Genomic DNA, 16,944 nt, shown 5'->3' on the forward strand with positions numbered 1-16,944 from the left:
TAGATAGGCGGTAGTTCATATGTTTCAGGGAGACAGTAGTCCAAGACCCGTTCCGGCTGCCCGCAACCTGCTGACCTTAGATGAGTTGGTGAGCTTGCGTCATTGGCCGCCGGCAAGGGGACAACAGCGTGAGCGCATGGCTATTCGTGAAGGTCATCATCTAAGCCATATTCGAGGTCGAGGTATGGAGTTTGATGACGTGCGCGAGTATCAGCCAGGCGATGATATACGCCACTTGGATTGGCGGCTTATGGCCCGTACCGGTGAAGCGCATACGAAGTTGTATCGGGAGGAGCGAGAACGGCCCGTATTTGTCGTGGCCGACCTACGACAGCCAATGCATTTTGCAACGCGGGGACACTATAAATCAGTGTTAGCGGCTTATGCTGCGGCTATGGTGGTGTGGACGACATTGGCCAATGGTGATCGCGTGGGGGGGCGTATTCTAGGCCATGGCTCAGGCGGCCTTTTTCAGCCAACAAACAACCGCCAACAAGTGATGCAGATGATCTCAGCGCTATCCCAAGGGTTTACCGACAAGGCTGAGGTTGAGCCTGTGTCATTGACCACTCAATTGATAGAAATTGAACCCCTGCTAAGCAGTGGAACCATCATTTACCTCTTTAGTGATTTTCATGATGTTGATGCAACCTTGCAGCAGCACCTTATGCGCATAGCGCAGCGTTGTGAGCTAAAAATGGTGCTTATCTCGGACCCCCTAGAAGCGCAACTCCCTTCGGGAAAAAGTTATCGTTTTATGGGTAAAGGGCGTGAGGTTGTGATCGATGCCAATGCAAAACAACAGGCGCACTATTATGCGCAATTCCAGCAGCGAATAGATCTACTGGAGCAGTTGCGCAACCTGCGTGGGGTTGAGTTTGCCCATTGGCATAGTAATCAGCACCCCTTATTTACCTTAGTGGGAGGGCGTAATGGACTATAGTCAGATCCCCCTGCGTGATATGCAGATGCCGGATACGATCGGCTGGTGGCCCTTAGCTTATGGCTGGTGGTTATTAATTATCAGTGTGATCATCATCGCGTTTCTGTTTGGCCGCTACCTCCGGAAAAAATTGAACGACCCACGACGTTATGCGCTGGACGCATTGAAGCAGGTTGAACAAGCATACCGACAAGACCCAGACGGCAAGCGGCTGGTCATGCAAAGTAATGCCCTGTTAAAACGGCTGGCCCTCTCTCTCTACCCGCGGGAGCAAGTGGCCCCCTTATCAGGGGATCGCTGGTGTCGTTTTTTACAAGAAACCGGTGGGGTATCCGATCCCGCTGTGCTTGAGGTGTTAGCCCAAGGGCCCTATCAAGAGCAGCTCTCTGGCACAATTGATAGTGCTGCATTGATTCGGTTTACACGGCAATGGATAAAACAGGTTAAAGGGGTACCCCATGCTTGAGTTTGCTTGGCCTTGGTTATGGTTGTTGGCACCACTGCCGTTGTTGGTGAGAGTGTTGATGCCACCCGCAAGTGGTGTCAGTCAAAACGCTTTGCATATCCCCTTTATTGACCAAATGGAAAAAGCCGTGGGTGGGCAGCGTGGTCTGGTTAGTCGTAACAGTTATACCGGTTTGATCTTAGCGTTTATTGTCTGGTTGCTTTTAGTGGCGGCGGTGACTAAGCCGCAGTGGTTGGGTGAACCAATTCCTCAGCAGCTGGAAGGAAGGGATTTAGTCTTAGCGGTTGATTTATCGGAAAGTATGTTTGAAACCGATTTTGAACTGAATGGGCAGTTAATTAACCGTCTTGTTGCGACGCGTATTGTGGCAGGGGACTTTATTGAGCGGCGACAGGGCGACCGTGTGGGCTTGATACTGTTTGGTGAACAAGCCTATGTGCAAGCGCCTTTAACCCATGACCGGAAAACCGTGAAAGCCTTACTGGATGAGGCGCAAATAGGGTTAGCCGGTAAGTCAACGGCGATCGGGGATGCGATCGGTCTTGCTGTTAAGCGTTTTCAGCAATCGGACAGTCAGCAGCGTGTGCTTATATTACTTACCGATGGCACCAGTAATGCGGGAGTTTTAGAGCCGTTGACTGCGGCTGAGCTAGCGGCTAAAGAAGGCTTAAAGATTTATACCATAGGGGTGGGCGCAGATACCCGTTTAGGGTTGTTAGGTGCGCTGTCCGATTTTAATTCCTATATACAAGCATCGTCGCCCACCAGTAATATTGACGAAGCAACCCTCACCACAATTGCAGACACGACCGGCGGTAAGTATTTCCGTGCGCGGGATATTGATCAATTAGCCAAAATTTATGAATTGTTGGATGAGCTTGAACCTATCGCGCAAGATAATGAGTTCTTTCGTCCCATTGAGTCGCTTTACCATTGGCCTTTATTCGCGGCACTGCTGTTAGGTTTTGTCTCGCTGATACTCTGTTCTAAGCATGTGAGGGAAGGGTAAAAGATGGAGTTTTTTATACTATGTTAGCCTCATTTCATTTTTTACAACCCTATTGGCTCCTGTTGATTCCTGTGGTGTTTGTTGTCGCCTATTTTTCGGTTAAACAGCGTGTTAACCGTACCCACTGGCAAACGGTTTGTGATCCTGAGTTGCTTCCTTTTCTCGAGCACAAAGGGCAGGGGCTATCCTCGTGGCTCTCCATTAGTTTGCTGGTAGCGGCCTTCATGCTGATTGTGGCGGCGGCTCAACCGGTTTGGAAAAAACAGCCTCAACCTGTTTTTAAGCAGGGGGATGCTTTAGTGATTGCACTGGACCTTTCAGCGTCAATGAATGCAGTAGACCTTAAGCCCAGTCGGTTGCAGCGAGCCCATTTTAAAATCGAAGATCTACTGGCACATATGCCCGATGCTAACGTGGCTTTATTGGTGTATGCCGCTGAAGCATTTAGCGTAACGCCACTTACGGATGATAGCGATACTATCTTGGCCCAACTACCGGCCATGGTGCCTGAGATCATGCCTGCCCAAGGGAGCCGCGCAGATAAGGCACTTGCACTGGCTGATCAGTTACTGGCGCAGGCAGGCGTTGCACGGGGCAATATTTTATTGATCAGTGACGAAGTCATGCCTGTACAGATCGCGTCGATCGCTACACGGCTGAAAAGCCAAGGACGCCAAATCTCTATTTTGGGTGTAGGGACTGAGCAAGGGGCACCTATCAATACAGACCAAGGGCTATTAAAAGACCGAAACGGACAGGTTATCGTTGCTAAGGTACAAGCGTCGCTTATGCAAGAGTCGGCAGGTCTTGGTGGTGGTCAGGCGAAGATGATTACGGCTGATGATAGTGATGTTAATTATCTGATTGCTCAATTTCAGCGGGGTGATCAACAACCGGCAGAATCTAAGGAGAAAATAGACAGATGGGTGGCCGAAGGGCCATGGTTTATTTTGTTTGCTTTGCCTTTTGTTTTAATGGTGTTTCGTCGAGGTATTGTTACGCTCCTTATGCCGCTGTTGCTGCCTATCGTGCTCTTCGGCATAGGGCATAGCAGCCCGGCTCAAGCGGAGCCAGTTAAGGCGAGCGATGATAAAGGGATAGACATTATGGCGAGCGGTCGCCAAGTGTGGACAGATCTCTGGCAAACGAAAGACCAGCAAGGGTTAACGCTTTATCGCTCAGGGGATAAGGCTAGTGCAGCAGAGGTCTTTGAAGACCCTCAATGGAAGCAGCTCTCATACTATGAAAGCGGTCAATATGATAAGGCCGTTACGGCGATTGCTGCACCCCAGACGCCCACTGAGTGGTATAACCTTGGCAACGTGTTAACGCGTAAAGGTGAGCTAGCACCTGCGTTGAACGCGTATGATCAAGCACTTGAAGCACAACCCGATTTTGAGGATGCGCGTTACAACCGCAACTTAGTAGCGGAGTTGCTTAAGCAGCAACAATCTGAGCAGCAACAAAAGAATACAGCAAGTGATGAACAAAAAGAGGGGGAGTCTAAAGAGGATCATGCGGAAGGTTCCGAGAGCCAAGGTGCTAACGCCCAAAACTCAGAAGGGAGTGTGGCGAACGACACCAATACTGAAGGATTAGGTCCGCAGGAAGGCTCGTCACAAAATGCTAATGCTGAGGGGAGTGGTTTCGATAACCAATCCAAAGCCTCTAAGCAGCATGCAAAAAACAGTATGTCCGGTGACCAAGCCTCCTCTGATGGTAATGACGAATCCAGCAAACAAGAGAAACAAGCTGTTAGTGATCAGTTACAGCAAGCCTTAAAGGATAAAATCGATCAGCAGTTAAAAGACGAGTCGGGTCAGGCGGCTATGAGTGATACAGAAGATGATGGAAGCGGTGATCAAAAGGAAAGGCCGCAGGGTGCAATGGCCGTACAAGGGGCAGAGCAAACGCGCGAACCTTTAGATGAGGCAGCACAAGCACGACAACAGTTATTGAACCGAATTGAGGACGACCCCGCTGGGTTATGGCGAAGGAAGTTTATCTATCAATATCATCAGCAGCCTAATGGGCAAGCGCTTGAGGAGAAGCAGTGGTGAGATTTTTTAGGTTATTATCAATTGCATTGACGTTACTGATCAGCGTTCAGCTCCATGCGGCTATCAGTACTCAGATTGATCGTAATGTGGTTGAGCAGGGGCAAACATTTTTATTCATACTTAGCTTTGCGCAAAATAATTTAAGGAATGTAGATTTATCCCCATTAGAGAAAAACTTTGAAATAATTAGTCGTAGCCACCAATCAGGCACTAGCATTATTAATGGTGAATTGAAAACCAGCACTAAATTGGTTATCACTTTAGCGCCTAAACGCTCAGGTAAATTGGAGGTTCCAGCTTTAACCCTCAATGGTGAAAAAAGTCAGCCGCACAGCATTGAAGTTAAACCGGTGAAGCAGCTATCTGCGGTGGATGGCGGGGTGGAGTTACTTTCAACCTTGTCAGACTCCTCACCGATGGTGCAACAGCCCATCATCTATCAGATGAACCTTGTATTAGGTCAACGTATCTACAATGCCTCTTTTCAAGAGCCAACAATAAAACAAGGCAAAGCGCTGATTCAGCCCTTAGGCGAGCAGCGCCAATATCGCCAAACGTTAAATGGTCGAGAGATGCTGGTTGTTGAACAATCATGGCTGATTACGCCACAGCAAAGCGGATCGCTGAGCATCGAGGGGGCAAAGCTTAGTGCTGAGATCCGTAACCTTAATGCGGGGGTTGACCCGTTCCGACGTATGAATGATCCACGCGCCATACGACGTATTTTTCTGTCTGCCGATAGCTATACCATAGAGGTTGCGCCGATCCCTGAAACCTTTACCGGACAAAACTGGCTTGCCGCCAGTGAACTACAGCTTAAGAGCGAGCTCAGTAGCCAGCAGTGGAAGGTGGGTGAGCCGATTACGCGTACGATCACCCTCAAGGCAAAAGGTATTGGTCAAGATCAACTTGCTGAGCTGGTGTTGCCCACCGTCGAAAATATTAAGCAATACGCCGCAAAACCTGTGTATGAACAGGATCAGAAAGATAATGAGCTGAGCGTCACCATGACCCAAGAGGTGACTATCATTCCTAGCCAGCAAGGGGAGATGGTGTTACCTGAGGTTAAGTTAGCGTGGTGGAATACGAAAACGAATAAAGAAGAGGTTGCACTCTTACCTCAGCAGGTTATTACTGTGGCACCGTCTGCTGAACATACGCAGACGGTAACGGTTGCGCCGGTGGAGGCTTTGCCCGTGACAGCGCCCTCAGCACCCGTTAACAGGGTGGGGAATAGCCAACCCAATGCCGAGAACGGATCAACCTTGGCCGCCGTGCAGCCGCTTAGCGCTTGGTTGATGGTTGCTATGGTTGTTGTGGCTGCTATTTGTGGGAGTGGGGGCACGATGCTGTATTACAAGCGTGCGGGCTTAAAGCCTCGTAAGGGTAAGGCTAAATCGGAGACTCAGCAGGTTGATCTGAAGCCATGCTTAGATGCGCTACAGCGCGCGTGTAAAAAGAATGACCCTCAATTAGCACGTGATGCCCTATTAGCATGGGGGCAGTTAGTGTTTCCTGGGTGTACCCATCTAAATCATTTACAGCAGGCGCTGCCGTTACCCATGAGCGATATGATTACCGAACTTAATCGCTGTTGTTATGACCGAGCCCCTTCAGTGTGGCAAGGTGATCAGCTTTGGCAAGCGATAAAGGGGTATCAACCCTCGTCTGTGTCTCAAGGTACAAATACCTTAGCCACGTTGGTGCCGAATTAATCGCATTTATCGTTTGTTATAGGAGGGGATCACTTCCCTTTGATGTGAAGGGCGGCGTTGCCGTCCTTTTTTATGGCTTATCTCGCCTTTCTCCTCGTTGATCTCTTTCTGCTGTGTCTATAAAGCCATTGATCTGTGTCAGTTAATTGTTATGCTGCACTGCGTCATTATTTATTTTGTTATATCTGTGATTTATATTTTCAGTCATATCTGTTTTTCATTGAATTAATGAATTTTATTTTTTAATTTATTGAAAAATAAGGGTAATAGCTCTTTTAAATAGTGCTTTTATTCTTCATGATAGGTCTGCTTTAAATAGATACCGCGTACTTCTCAAAACTATTTTAAAAAATTCTTTTTATGTGCATTGCAATAATGAGTGTTAATGCAGTGATAAATTGTTGGTGGACAAGGAACAAACCGGACATTAGGTCTGTTACAGGAGTTGGGGATGCATTGCACAGATAAAGAGCAAAGATATTCAAGCAAACTTAGATTGATTTCTACGACGAATCTCAAGGGCGAAATTACCTATGCCAACCCTGAATTTTGTGAGGTTGCAGGTTATACCGTCGATGAGTTAATAGGCAGACAACATAATATTGTTCGTCACCCGAATATGCCTTCCGCTGCGTTTACCGATCTTTGGACACATGCTAGTGAAGGAAAACCATGGATGGGGTTGGTTAAAAACCGCTGTAAAAATGGTGATTACTACTGGGTACAAGCCTATGTCACGCCTCTTTTCGATAAAGATGGGGTGAAAATCGGTTATCAATCGGTGCGTACAAAACCTAGTGATGAGCAGATCGCTCAGGCCGATAAGGTCTATTCTAAAATTTCACATAAACCGATCAACATTAAAACAAAGCGGTTAGCGTCAAGGGTTACCTTATGCTCTGTTTTGTTTTGCTTGGCGATTATGGCTACCGCGTTAAGCCCGTTGACTGACGGGATACAGGGCTCAATCATTGCCGGGCTTTGTTTGGTCATGGTGCTGATCAACTACGGTTTAATGAAGCCGCTTAACCGCGTTCAGCAATATAGCCAAGAGATCTACGATAATCCGTTAGCCCAGTATGCGATGACGGGGTGTATGAATGAGGTGGGTGCCGCTGAACTGGCCAACTTTATGATGCAGTCACGCCTTCGAACAGTGATCGGACGCGTAGAAGATAGCATCGACATGTTGGGTCATTTTATGACAGAGACCCAACACTCCATTGGAGAAACGTCGCAAGGGATTATCCAGCAGAATTTAGAAAGTGACATGTTAGCGAGTGCCGCGACTGAGATGTCGGCGACCGCCCATGAAATTGCCGAAAATACAGCGCAAACCTCAGAAGCGACACAGTCAACGGCTCAGTTAGCCAACGCGGGTAAGGTGATCGTTGAGGATATGATTGATGGTATTAAAGAGCTGGTTAATGATGTTAAAAATGCGAGTCATTCATCAGAAGAGCTAAAAACCAAAGCCGCTGCCGTTGAACAGGTGGTTGATATTATTAACAGCATTGCTGAACAAACAAACCTATTAGCCTTAAACGCGGCTATTGAGGCGGCGCGTGCCGGTGACCAAGGGCGAGGCTTCTCCGTTGTTGCTGATGAGGTGCGCGTGCTTGCGCAGCGTACGCAGGAGTCTACAGGTGAGATAAGGGAAACGATAGACGCTATACAAAAGCAAGTATCCTCCACCGTAGATGTCATGAACCGTTGCAACGAACATGCGCATTCGAATATTGAGCGAGCGGAAAATGCGGGACGCTCCTTTGATAATGTTAATGGTGCGATGACGAATATTACGGATAGGTCGACCCAAGTGGCCGCTGCGTCTGAACAGCAGAGCGCTGTGGCGGAAGAGGTGAGTCAGAATATTTATAATATTAGAGAAGTGGCGACCCGAAATACGGAGATATCAAAGCGGATGATGAGCTCATCAGAGGAGCTGGCTACATTAATTGTCGATCTGAAATCTATGCTTAAAGCGATTTAAATAGAACGCATTCAATAACTGTACGAGCAAAAAAAAGGAGTGGTCTTTACCCCTCCTTTTTTCGTTTAACCAAACCGTTCAAATGGGAGTTAAGCCGTCGGTGCAGAATCACTGGGCTACGGAGATTAACGCATATAGATGTCATAAAAAAAGTAGGCGGTGATTGCCACGCTGGCAACAATCACAAACTGGCGCACGGCCTGTTGTGGTAGCCTTTTTGATAAGATCGCAGCGACATAACCCCCCGCAAGTGACCCTGCCAAAACGATGGTGCCAGAGTACCAATCAATCGCGCCATCAAGCACAAACAGGATAATGGCGATCAGGGAGACTAAGGATGAGACTAAGAGTTTTAGCCCATTCATCGCATTAATATCACTATAGCCTGCAAGCGCTAAGTAGCTCAGCGTAATGATGCCTAACCCCGCATTAAAAAAACCACCGTAGGTGGCAACACCGAGTAGAAGCAGAGCCAGTAAGAAAGCCCCCATGGATGACGCATGACGATGTACCGTTGACAGTTTTTTTAATGCGCTATTGAGCTGGCCGCCAAAGATAAAGAGCAAGGTGGCAAAGAGTAGAAGCCAAGGTACCGCTTCCATAAAGAGTGCTTCAGGCGTTTGCAGCAGTAACCACGCGCCGGCAATCCCACCCACTAAGCTTAAAATGACTATTTTTAGTAGCTCTGGTTTGTGTGCCATTATCTCTTTGCGAAAAGCAAACGCGCCGCTGATATAACCTGCGCTGGATGAGAATGTGTTCGTCGCATTGGCGATAATCGGGGGCACACCGGCGAATAAGAGGGCGGGGAAGGTAATGAAGCTTCCTCCACCCGCAACAGAGTTTAAAATGCCGCCTAAAAAGCCGGCAATAAAAAGTACCAATATCTCGAAAGTCATAAGCTGATAATCATTAAACAATTAGAGGGTTTAAGCGTCTATTCTCGCATGTTCTGGGTTAACTCGAACCCGTATTTATACGTACTTAATTGTGGTGACACCGTTGAACTTATAGGTAAGCGGTCACGTTGATATATTACATCAAGATAACGTCATTATGTTGCGAACCTATATGCCGATTAGGCAAGGGCTTGGGGTTCTCTGTTATCTAGCTGGGGGGCCGCGGTGATGATCTGCATTAACGCGTTGACCCCTGCCTCTAATGAGTGGTTGTTATCGATATGTAGCATTGATGCGTCGGGCAGCGGGTGGAGTAAGGATGCATGTTGCGCTAAGCGTAGATCGATTTCCGTTAGGGATTCACGGCCGCGCTTCAGTAATCGGTTTTTTAAGTGTGCTGTATCAACCTCGACCATGATGGGGGTAATACAGTCAAACTGCGCTAACGCTTCTGGCAGGTAATGTCTTGAACCATTAATAATGACATTGAGTCCGAGTGCGATCCATATTTCTACCTCTTTCCCTATGCCATACAGATGGCCATGGGACGCCCAGTGCATGCAGAACATACCATTATCTCTTCGCAGGGCGAATTCTGACTCGGTCAGATGGATGTGGTTTTCGCCACCGGCGTCTGCGGTACGGGTAATATAACGGTGTGCAATGACGGCGTTATGGCTATGGTCTAGTCGATCACGGCAACCTTGGAGTAGGGAATCTTTACCGGACCCCGACGCTCCCATTAAATAATACACATGTCCGCTCATCACTATCCCGTCAGCCGTTGAAATCTATCCTCTTTATACAGCATTGGAGGATAGATTTTTATGTTGATTTATCTCTCTCGTCATTACTAAGCCCCTGTCTTATCGCCAAAATGGTTTGTTTGACTCCTGTTTTGCTTGCTCAGGGGTCACTCCAATATCGCTGAGGCGTGCGTTATCGAGCTTAGCCAATGCGTTTCTTGATTGGTAGTTCTGCTGCCAATGGTGGAGCTGTTGCTGTAGCCTTTTTTGATAACGGCCTAATAATTGTAAATTAAAACTTACTTGAAAGCGCTCCTCTAACGGGCCTTTTAAATGCCCTCTTGGTAAAGCGATCATGATGAATACCTCATATTTGTTGAATTTGCAGGATGTTATGCATATTCTGAGGTTGTTGCTGCTACACTGACAAACGATATATTTTACAGTTCACTTAAGAAAATCTTAATTATGAGCCGATTGCCACCGTTAAAAGCACTCAGGGTATTTCAGGTTGCTGCTGAGTGTGGCAGCTTTAAATTGGCTGCCGAGAAGCTTCATGTCACGCAAGCGGCCGTTAGTCAGCAGATTAAACTGCTGGAGGCATTTTTTGATGAGCCGCTGTTTACACGTCTAAATCGCGAAATTAGACCGACACCTTCAGCGCTTCAATTACTGCCGTTTATTCAACAGGCGTTTTCTTTGATTGAAGAGGGTAGTAAAGCCCTAGAGGCTGATGCCTTTCCCCATCAGTTAAAGATCACATCGATTCCCTCTTTTGCGGCCCAATGGTTAATTCCTAAATTAGGTGTTTTTCAAGCGCAACAACCGGACTTGAGCTGTTTTATCTCCACCTCGTTGGACCTACATGACTTCAGCGATGATTCTCAGGACCTCGCTATCCGTTTCGGGTTGGGTGGCTTCGCCGGATTAAAGGAGAGAATGATCGCCCATGATTATATCTTGCCCCTTTGTCACCCGATGCTATTTGACTCGTTAAAGAGGGGGGAGCGTACCCTTGATGAGATGCCGATTCTCCTTGATAGCTCACCGGAACTCGCGCCCTTAAATGCAGCGTTTCAAGCTAAATTTGGCGCGCCGAGCAAAGTTGCACTGCAAGTCGAAGATTCAAGCTTACTCATGAATGCGGTGTTGAATGGACAAGGTGTTGCGCCTATCCGTTATAGCCTCGCTTTTGAGTTAATTCAGCGAGGGCAGTTAGTCTGTCCCGCTAACGTTTACTGGAACTCAGATTTTCGCTATTACTTGGTCGCGCCTGAAGCGTATTTCGAACGGCATAAGGTCAAGGTCTTTAGCCAATGGATTATCGATGAAGTCTCCGTGATCGAGAAAAGCTGGCAAGCCTACAAACAGCAAGCAGGGTTAACGCTACAGCTGCTTTAATTCAGCTGGGCAGCTTACCTCAGTACAACTGGCACGAACACTGCACTAATTGAATGCAAACAATGAAGGATTGTGCTCAATTAAACTGCACCTCCCACTATATAAAGGCTGCGAGCCTAGAGTCCCGCACGTGCTTTTGATCGTGCTATACCTAATATGCACCGCATAGGTGCCTCGCTGCTCTTTTGTGGTGCGTTTTTGTGTGGGCATGATTTGGTGATAGGTGGATATGAGTGCTTCACAACGTATTTTAAAAGAGCGCCGGCATTACAATAAGTGGGTGGCAAACCAAACGTTAGAGGATTACGCCCTGCGTTTTACCGCTGTGGGTGGTCGCCATATGAGCATCTCCAAAGTAGGGATGACGGCGCTAGGCGGTGCCTCCTTTTTAGCGTTAGAGGGGTTAGCGGCGGCAGTCACTTTAAGTTATGGTTTTACCAACACGCTCATGGCGATGTTGGCGGTTTGCGTCGTACTATTTATTACCGGTTTCCCAATCGCTTATTACTGCGCAAAACATGGTTTAGATATCGACCTGCTAACCCGTGGGGCTGGGTTTGGTTACCTTGGGTCCACCATCACCTCACTTATCTATGCCTCGTTTACCTTTATCTTTTTTGCGATTGAAGCCGCTATTCTTGCATCTGCATTACATGTGTTGCTCGGTATTCCCCTGTTTATCGGGTATGTCATCTGCGCGGTGGCTGTTATCCCTATTGTGACCCACGGTATTACCGCGATTAGTAAATTTCAGGTGGGCACTCAATTTATCTGGTTGCTATTACAGTGCTCTGCGTTAGCCGTCGTGTTGATCTATGAATACGATAACCTTGCGGGTTGGACTGAGTTTGTTGCGCCACAAGCACCGGAGGGTAGTGATTTTAATCTGGTGCTATTTGGCTCGGCGGTATCAATTTTTATCGCATTGGTGGCACAAATAGGCGAACAAGCGGATTACTTACGGTTTATGCCGCCTAAAACGGTAGAAAATCGAAAGCGCTGGTGGTTTTGGTTAGTACTGTCTGGCCCTGGGTGGGTTTGGGTGGGCTTTATTAAAATGTTATTAGGGTCGTTTTTGGCTTACCTCGCCTTTACGCAGCTGATGCCTTTTGAGCAAGCAACGGACCCGACCTACCTCTATACGCAAGTGTTTCTAACGCTTACGGAATCACCGGTTATCTCGCTTATTTTGGCGGCGATCATGGTGATTCTTTGTCAGATGAAAATTAATGTGACGAATGCCTATGCGGGCTCAATCGCATGGTCTAACTTTTTCTCTCGATTAACCCACAGTCATCCGGGACGTGTGGTTTGGTTGGTGTTTAACGTGTCTATTGCTCTGCTGTTAATGGAGCTTGGGATATATCAGGCGTTAGAAGCGATTTTGGGTATTTTCGCTATTTTAGCCCTCGGGTGGTTGGGGTCACTTTCGGCGGACCTTCTGATTAATAAGCCCTTAGGATTAAGCCCTAAAAATATCGAGTTTAAACGGGCTCACCTGTATGACATCAACCCTGTGGGCATTGGCTCTATGCTGATCTCTACAGTATTAGGGTTGTTGGCATATCTGGGGCTTTTGGGTGAAGTGGCCAAACCGCTGTGTCACTTTGTGACCTTGTTGGCGTGTTTTATCTGTGTCCCACTGATCGCATGGTTGACGAAAGGGCGTTACTACATTGCCCGTGAATCCGCTAATTTAAGCCGCTTTATGAGTGATGAAAAACGGATTCACCCTGCGGCGATTGCAACATTGACCTGTGGTATTTGTGAAAACAAATTTGAACTGGAAGATATGAGTTACTGCCCAGCCTATGAGCAGCCCATCTGCTCATTATGCTGCTCATTGGATGTGCGTTGTTTAGATGGATGTAAGCCAAAAACGGGTATCTCCCAGCGTTGGTTAAAATATTTATACCGTTATCTCCCGCGATCTGCGGTACGTTCTATCTACTCCCGCTTCGGCCGGTTTATTGCGTGGGTGTTCAGTGTAAACATTGTGTTGGGTGGGCTGTTGCTGCTGATCTATACCCAAATGAAACCTGCAAATGCGGCTGAAATAATGCTGCTTGAAAAAACCTTTATCTCTCTGTTTATTACTTTGTTTATTGCATCCGGTGTGGCCACGTGGGTGTTTCTGCTTGCCCATGAGAGTCGGGTGACAGCGCAAAAAGAATCGAATCGACAAAGTTTAAAGCTCACACGTGAGATCGATGCCCATGAGCAAACGGATAGAGAGCTACAGCAGGCTAAAGAGCATGCTGAGCGGGCTAACGCGGCTAAAAGTCGTTACCTTACTGGTATAAGTCATGAGCTGCGGACGCCATTACAGTCTATTTTAGGCTATGCGCAGTTGCTCGGTGATAAAGACAGTATTGCGGATGAACATAAGCGGGGTTTAAAAATCATTCACCGAAGTGGACAGTACCTCACTGATTTAATTGAGGGGTTGCTGGATATATCTAAGATCGAAGCGGGGCGGTTAGACCTGTATCGCAATCAAGTTCAGCTACCAGAGCTCATTGATCAGCTGGCCCAGATGTTTACGGTGCAAGCAGAACAAAAAAACTTAAAATTTAGTTGTCGAATTCATAACCCTCTGCCTGATGTAGTTATTACGGATGAAAAACGGTTAAGACAGATCTTAATTAACCTGTTATCTAATGCGATTAAATATACGCCTCAAGGTCATATTGATTTTGAAATAAACTATCGCAATCAAGTGGCTGAATTCTGTATTCGAGATACAGGCCCCGGTATTGATGAGGATCACTTGCAGCGTATCTTTGATCCCTTCGAGCGGGTCCGAAACAGGGATACGGCCAGTTTGCCAGGCACAGGGCTTGGGTTAACCATTGTAAAACTGCTCGCTGAGATTATGGGGGGCGACCTGCAGGTCGATAGCCAGCTAAAGAAAGGATCTGAATTTAAAGTGAGTTTGCTTCTGCCCTGGGTGGATGGTGCTCATATTGATGAGCCTAAGCTACGTAAAGTGATGGGCTATGAAGGGTTTCAGCGTACGATATGTTTGGTGGATGATGACCCCGTTCTACGTGGTTTACTGTCTGATCTGCTCGTTCCGCTAGGGTTTAACACCGTGGAAGCGCATGATGGCCCTAGCTGTTTGCAGTTGGTTAAGCAGGTAAGGCCCGATCTTTTTCTACTGGATATCTCGATGCCGGGGATCAGTGGTTTAGAGCTGGCCAGCCTGTTAAGGCAGCAGGGGCATAAAGAGCCGATCGTTATGCTGTCAGCTGATGCACAAGAGTATAATCAGCAAGCGGACTATCAATCGGTTTATGATGATTACTTAGTGAAGCCAGTGAGTAATCATCTATTGCTGGATAAATTGGCTCAATACCTTGATTTAGATTGGGTGTATCGCACAGAATCGTCCACACTGGTTGTCCCTAGTCGTTTACAGATCAGTGACGCCGACACTGCACTGAACAGCACTGCGGTGGTCGGGGAGACTGTGGCGCCGTCAGCGGAGCATAATAGGGCGGTTAAAAACTTACCTAAGCACAGCTTGCTGTTAGAGCTTAAAGCCTACGCTGAAATGGGGTACCAAAAGGGCGTCAATACTATTTTGCAGCAGATTGATGAAGAAGGGATTCTCAATGCAGAGTCATTTGGGCACCTACAGGCATTATCTCAAGCATTCCAATTTGAAAAACTGGCACAGCATATAGAGGCACATACCCTATGAAAGCGGCACTAGGGAAAGAGATCGTTTTAGTGGTGGATGATTCACCCGATGCCCTGAGTTTAATCAATGATGCCTTAGAGCACGCAGGCATGGATGTATTAGTTGCACTTGAGGGGCGTCAGGCGCTGACCATTGCGCAACGGATTCGCCCCGACATTATCTTGTTGGATGCGATCATGCCTAATATGGATGGGTTTGAAACCTGCTTAGCGCTTAAAGCCGACCCTACACTCGCATCCATCCCCGTTATTTTTATGACCGGGTTAACGGATACCTGTGATGTGGTGAGAGGGCTTGAGGCGGGGGGCGTGGATTACTTGACGAAACCGATCAACCCTCATGAGTTGCTTGCAAGAATGCGGGTGCATTTGGCCAATGCCCGTCAGGCCGTTAGCGTAGAGTCTGCATTGGATAGTAGCGGTCAGCATCTAGTGACCGTGAATGCCCACGGGGTGATGTTATGGGGTACGCCGCAGGCGCATGCTCTATTAGCAAAAGCCGAGATCGACTCCCTTCGTCAAGCAAAGGAGCTCGCGCCCCAGATACAGCGTTGGCTACAGCAGCCCGAGTTGGCGCAAAGCCAAGCGTTAAAGGTTAAGCAGCTGAGTTACCCCTTAGAGCTTAAACTGGTTGCTTACCAGAGTAGTGATGAAGTGTTAGTGCGGTTAATTGATGGAAATCGACCAACGGGGTCTGCACTGTTAAAAAGTAAACTTTCAATCACTGAGCGTGAATCTGAGGTGCTGCACTGGATTGCAAACGGAAAAACAAACCGCGAGATTGCAGAAATTCTTGAAATGAGTCCCAGGACAGTGAATAAGCACCTTGAGCAGCTTTTTCCTAAACTCGGTGTAGAGAACCGTACCGCAGCGGCGGGTGTCGCATTGCGCGTCTTAGCCTCAGAGTAAGGCACACTGCATGTTTAGCGCCCTGTTTTGAGTATTCGAGCAGGGCATAATGAGCATATGCTCTCCCTCCCTGTGCTTTATCGCACCCTCAGCCTACGGGTGATAACGCCATCGCTAATATTATCGCCGTACTGTTGGAAACATTAGGCGGCCAGCGGATTATTAGTAGGTTATAAGCCTATCGCCTTGTTTCCTGTGCCATTGAATCCATTCCCTTAACTCTATCTTTATAACCATTTGAAAAATAATGGCTATTATGATGAACTAAGAACTGCTTGCTGTATTGATTACGTACTGCCAATGGCCTAAAAATGAAGGAAGCTGCTGTGTCTTATCTTAAAAAAATAGTGTATGTCGCCGTGGCTGTATGGACGGTTGTGGCGTGTTCATTGACGTATGGACAGGCGGCACAGGCTGAATCAATCGAGTTGTATACTGTTGATTACCCGCCTTACACGATTATGGGTCAAGACGGTGTCTTTAGCGGTATTGATGTTGATGTGGTTAAAGCCGCATTTTTAGCGGTAGGTATTAATGTTGAGCTGAAAACGGCCCCCTGGACACGCATTTTAAAAAATATAGAGCATGGTCATACGTTAGGAACAATCAGCTGCTCTAAACGTCCTGAACGCCTTGGATATGTGATTTTCAGTGCGCCGATAAGTGCAGTAAACGATGTCGCGGTCATGGCTGCGCTGGCTGATGATCAAGCCTTAGCGCAGGTGAGTGATCTGGAAAAATTTGAGGTGATTGCGGTTAATGGTTGGGGGGTTGAGCAAGAACTCAGTCGGCTCGGGATCGCCCATACAACAACACCTAGCATTGAAACAGGGGTCAATGCGGTTATAAATCGAGGTGTAGACGTTTTTTATAATGGAGAGCTATCAACGCTCTTTAGGGCTAGAGAATTAGGCCTTCTTGATAAGATCAAGTTAAAGCACTTTAAGGATAAAATGAGTACACCCTTACATATTTGCTTTAGTAAGCAGCATAGTGAGAGCCAGCGCCTAGTCGAACGCTTTAATCTAGGCTTGTCGCGTATAAAGGATCAGGGAATTTACCAAGCCATTTATGACAAGTATCTGTAATTATTATGAT

Annotated in this window: 13 protein-coding genes; 10 read left to right on the forward strand and 3 right to left on the reverse strand. The window is 47.3% G+C overall.

The window, feature by feature from the left end; genetic code table 11:
* Positions 1 to 19: 19 nt before the first annotated feature.
* From A3773_RS15200 to A3773_RS15225, 6 genes are all read left to right on the forward strand, one after another.
* A complete protein-coding gene (locus tag A3773_RS15200) occupies positions 20 to 943 on the forward strand; it encodes a DUF58 domain-containing protein (protein WP_067987749.1) in 924 nt (307 codons plus the stop codon).
* Positions 933 to 1,409: a DUF4381 domain-containing protein gene (locus tag A3773_RS15205; protein ID WP_067987753.1), complete on the forward strand. Its 477-nt coding sequence runs from the start codon at positions 933 to 935 to the stop codon at positions 1,407 to 1,409. Before A3773_RS15200 ends, A3773_RS15205 begins: the two co-directional genes overlap by 11 nt.
* Positions 1,402 to 2,418 (forward strand): vWA domain-containing protein, encoded by a 1,017-nt coding sequence (locus A3773_RS15210; protein WP_067987756.1) that lies wholly within the window; start codon positions 1,402 to 1,404, stop codon positions 2,416 to 2,418. The genes A3773_RS15205 and A3773_RS15210 overlap by 8 nt, the downstream gene beginning before the upstream one ends.
* A gap of 20 nt (positions 2,419 to 2,438) precedes the next feature.
* A complete protein-coding gene (locus tag A3773_RS15215) occupies positions 2,439 to 4,478 on the forward strand; it encodes a VWA domain-containing protein (RefSeq protein WP_067987760.1) in 2,040 nt (679 codons plus the stop codon).
* Positions 4,472 to 6,193: a BatD family protein gene (locus A3773_RS15220; RefSeq protein ID WP_067987762.1), complete on the forward strand. Its 1,722-nt coding sequence runs from the start codon at positions 4,472 to 4,474 to the stop codon at positions 6,191 to 6,193. The genes A3773_RS15215 and A3773_RS15220 overlap by 7 nt, the downstream gene beginning before the upstream one ends.
* Before the next feature lie 496 nt (positions 6,194 to 6,689).
* Complete coding sequence (locus A3773_RS15225; protein ID WP_231902222.1) at positions 6,690 to 8,186, forward strand: methyl-accepting chemotaxis protein; 1,497 nt, start codon at positions 6,690 to 6,692, stop codon at positions 8,184 to 8,186.
* 125 nt (positions 8,187 to 8,311) lie between these two features.
* Here A3773_RS15225 and A3773_RS15230 read toward each other — a convergent pair whose 3' ends face one another.
* From A3773_RS15230 to A3773_RS17720, 3 genes are all read right to left on the reverse strand, one after another.
* Complete coding sequence (locus A3773_RS15230; RefSeq protein ID WP_067987768.1) at positions 8,312 to 9,085, reverse strand: sulfite exporter TauE/SafE family protein; 774 nt, start codon at positions 9,083 to 9,085, stop codon at positions 8,312 to 8,314.
* 179 nt (positions 9,086 to 9,264) lie between these two features.
* Positions 9,265 to 9,852: a phosphonate metabolism protein/1,5-bisphosphokinase (PRPP-forming) PhnN gene (phnN, locus tag A3773_RS15235; protein WP_067987771.1), complete on the reverse strand. Its 588-nt coding sequence runs from the start codon at positions 9,850 to 9,852 to the stop codon at positions 9,265 to 9,267.
* Between the two features lie 99 nt (positions 9,853 to 9,951).
* Positions 9,952 to 10,188 carry a DUF1127 domain-containing protein gene (locus tag A3773_RS17720; RefSeq protein WP_067987774.1) on the reverse strand — a complete coding sequence of 79 codons (237 nt, stop codon included), beginning with the start codon at positions 10,186 to 10,188 and terminating at the stop codon, positions 9,952 to 9,954.
* A 111-nt stretch (positions 10,189 to 10,299) separates the two neighbouring features.
* Between A3773_RS17720 and A3773_RS15245 the strand changes: the two genes are divergently transcribed.
* From A3773_RS15245 to A3773_RS15260, 4 genes are all read left to right on the forward strand, one after another.
* Positions 10,300 to 11,232, forward strand: a complete 933-nt coding sequence (locus A3773_RS15245) for a LysR family transcriptional regulator (RefSeq protein WP_067987776.1) — start codon at positions 10,300 to 10,302, stop codon at positions 11,230 to 11,232.
* 229 nt (positions 11,233 to 11,461) lie between these two features.
* The gene (locus A3773_RS15250; protein ID WP_067987781.1) at positions 11,462 to 14,938 is read left to right on the forward strand and encodes an ATP-binding protein; all 3,477 of its coding nucleotides are present in this window, start codon (positions 11,462 to 11,464) and stop codon (positions 14,936 to 14,938) included.
* Positions 14,935 to 15,846: a response regulator transcription factor gene (locus A3773_RS15255; protein ID WP_067987784.1), complete on the forward strand. Its 912-nt coding sequence runs from the start codon at positions 14,935 to 14,937 to the stop codon at positions 15,844 to 15,846. Before A3773_RS15250 ends, A3773_RS15255 begins: the two co-directional genes overlap by 4 nt.
* Positions 15,847 to 16,172: 326 nt before the next feature.
* Positions 16,173 to 16,934, forward strand: coding sequence for a substrate-binding periplasmic protein (locus tag A3773_RS15260; protein WP_197462803.1), 762 nt, complete (start codon positions 16,173 to 16,175; stop codon positions 16,932 to 16,934).
* Positions 16,935 to 16,944 lie beyond the last annotated feature (10 nt).

This window comes from Neptuniibacter pectenicola (genome assembly GCF_001597735.1).
Classification (GTDB): domain Bacteria; phylum Pseudomonadota; class Gammaproteobacteria; order Pseudomonadales; family Balneatricaceae; genus Neptuniibacter; species Neptuniibacter pectenicola.

What these genes read in the sequence shown, in the direction of transcription:
- A3773_RS15200 (WP_067987749.1), top strand. Translation starts at nt 20, where the DNA reads ATGTTTCAGGGAGACAGTAGTCCAAGACCCGTTCCGGCTGCCCGCAAC.
- A3773_RS15205 (WP_067987753.1), top strand. Translation starts at nt 933, where the DNA reads ATGGACTATAGTCAGATCCCCCTGCGTGATATGCAGATGCCGGATACG.
- A3773_RS15210 (WP_067987756.1), top strand. Translation starts at nt 1,402, where the DNA reads ATGCTTGAGTTTGCTTGGCCTTGGTTATGGTTGTTGGCACCACTGCCG.
- A3773_RS15215 (WP_067987760.1), top strand. Translation starts at nt 2,439, where the DNA reads ATGTTAGCCTCATTTCATTTTTTACAACCCTATTGGCTCCTGTTGATT.
- A3773_RS15230 (WP_067987768.1), bottom strand. Translation starts at nt 9,085, where the DNA reads ATGACTTTCGAGATATTGGTACTTTTTATTGCCGGCTTTTTAGGCGGC.
- phnN (WP_067987771.1), bottom strand. Translation starts at nt 9,852, where the DNA reads ATGAGCGGACATGTGTATTATTTAATGGGAGCGTCGGGGTCCGGTAAA.
- A3773_RS17720 (WP_067987774.1), bottom strand. Translation starts at nt 10,188, where the DNA reads ATGATCGCTTTACCAAGAGGGCATTTAAAAGGCCCGTTAGAGGAGCGC.
- A3773_RS15245 (WP_067987776.1), top strand. Translation starts at nt 10,300, where the DNA reads ATGAGCCGATTGCCACCGTTAAAAGCACTCAGGGTATTTCAGGTTGCT.
- A3773_RS15250 (WP_067987781.1), top strand. Translation starts at nt 11,462, where the DNA reads ATGAGTGCTTCACAACGTATTTTAAAAGAGCGCCGGCATTACAATAAG.
- A3773_RS15255 (WP_067987784.1), top strand. Translation starts at nt 14,935, where the DNA reads ATGAAAGCGGCACTAGGGAAAGAGATCGTTTTAGTGGTGGATGATTCA.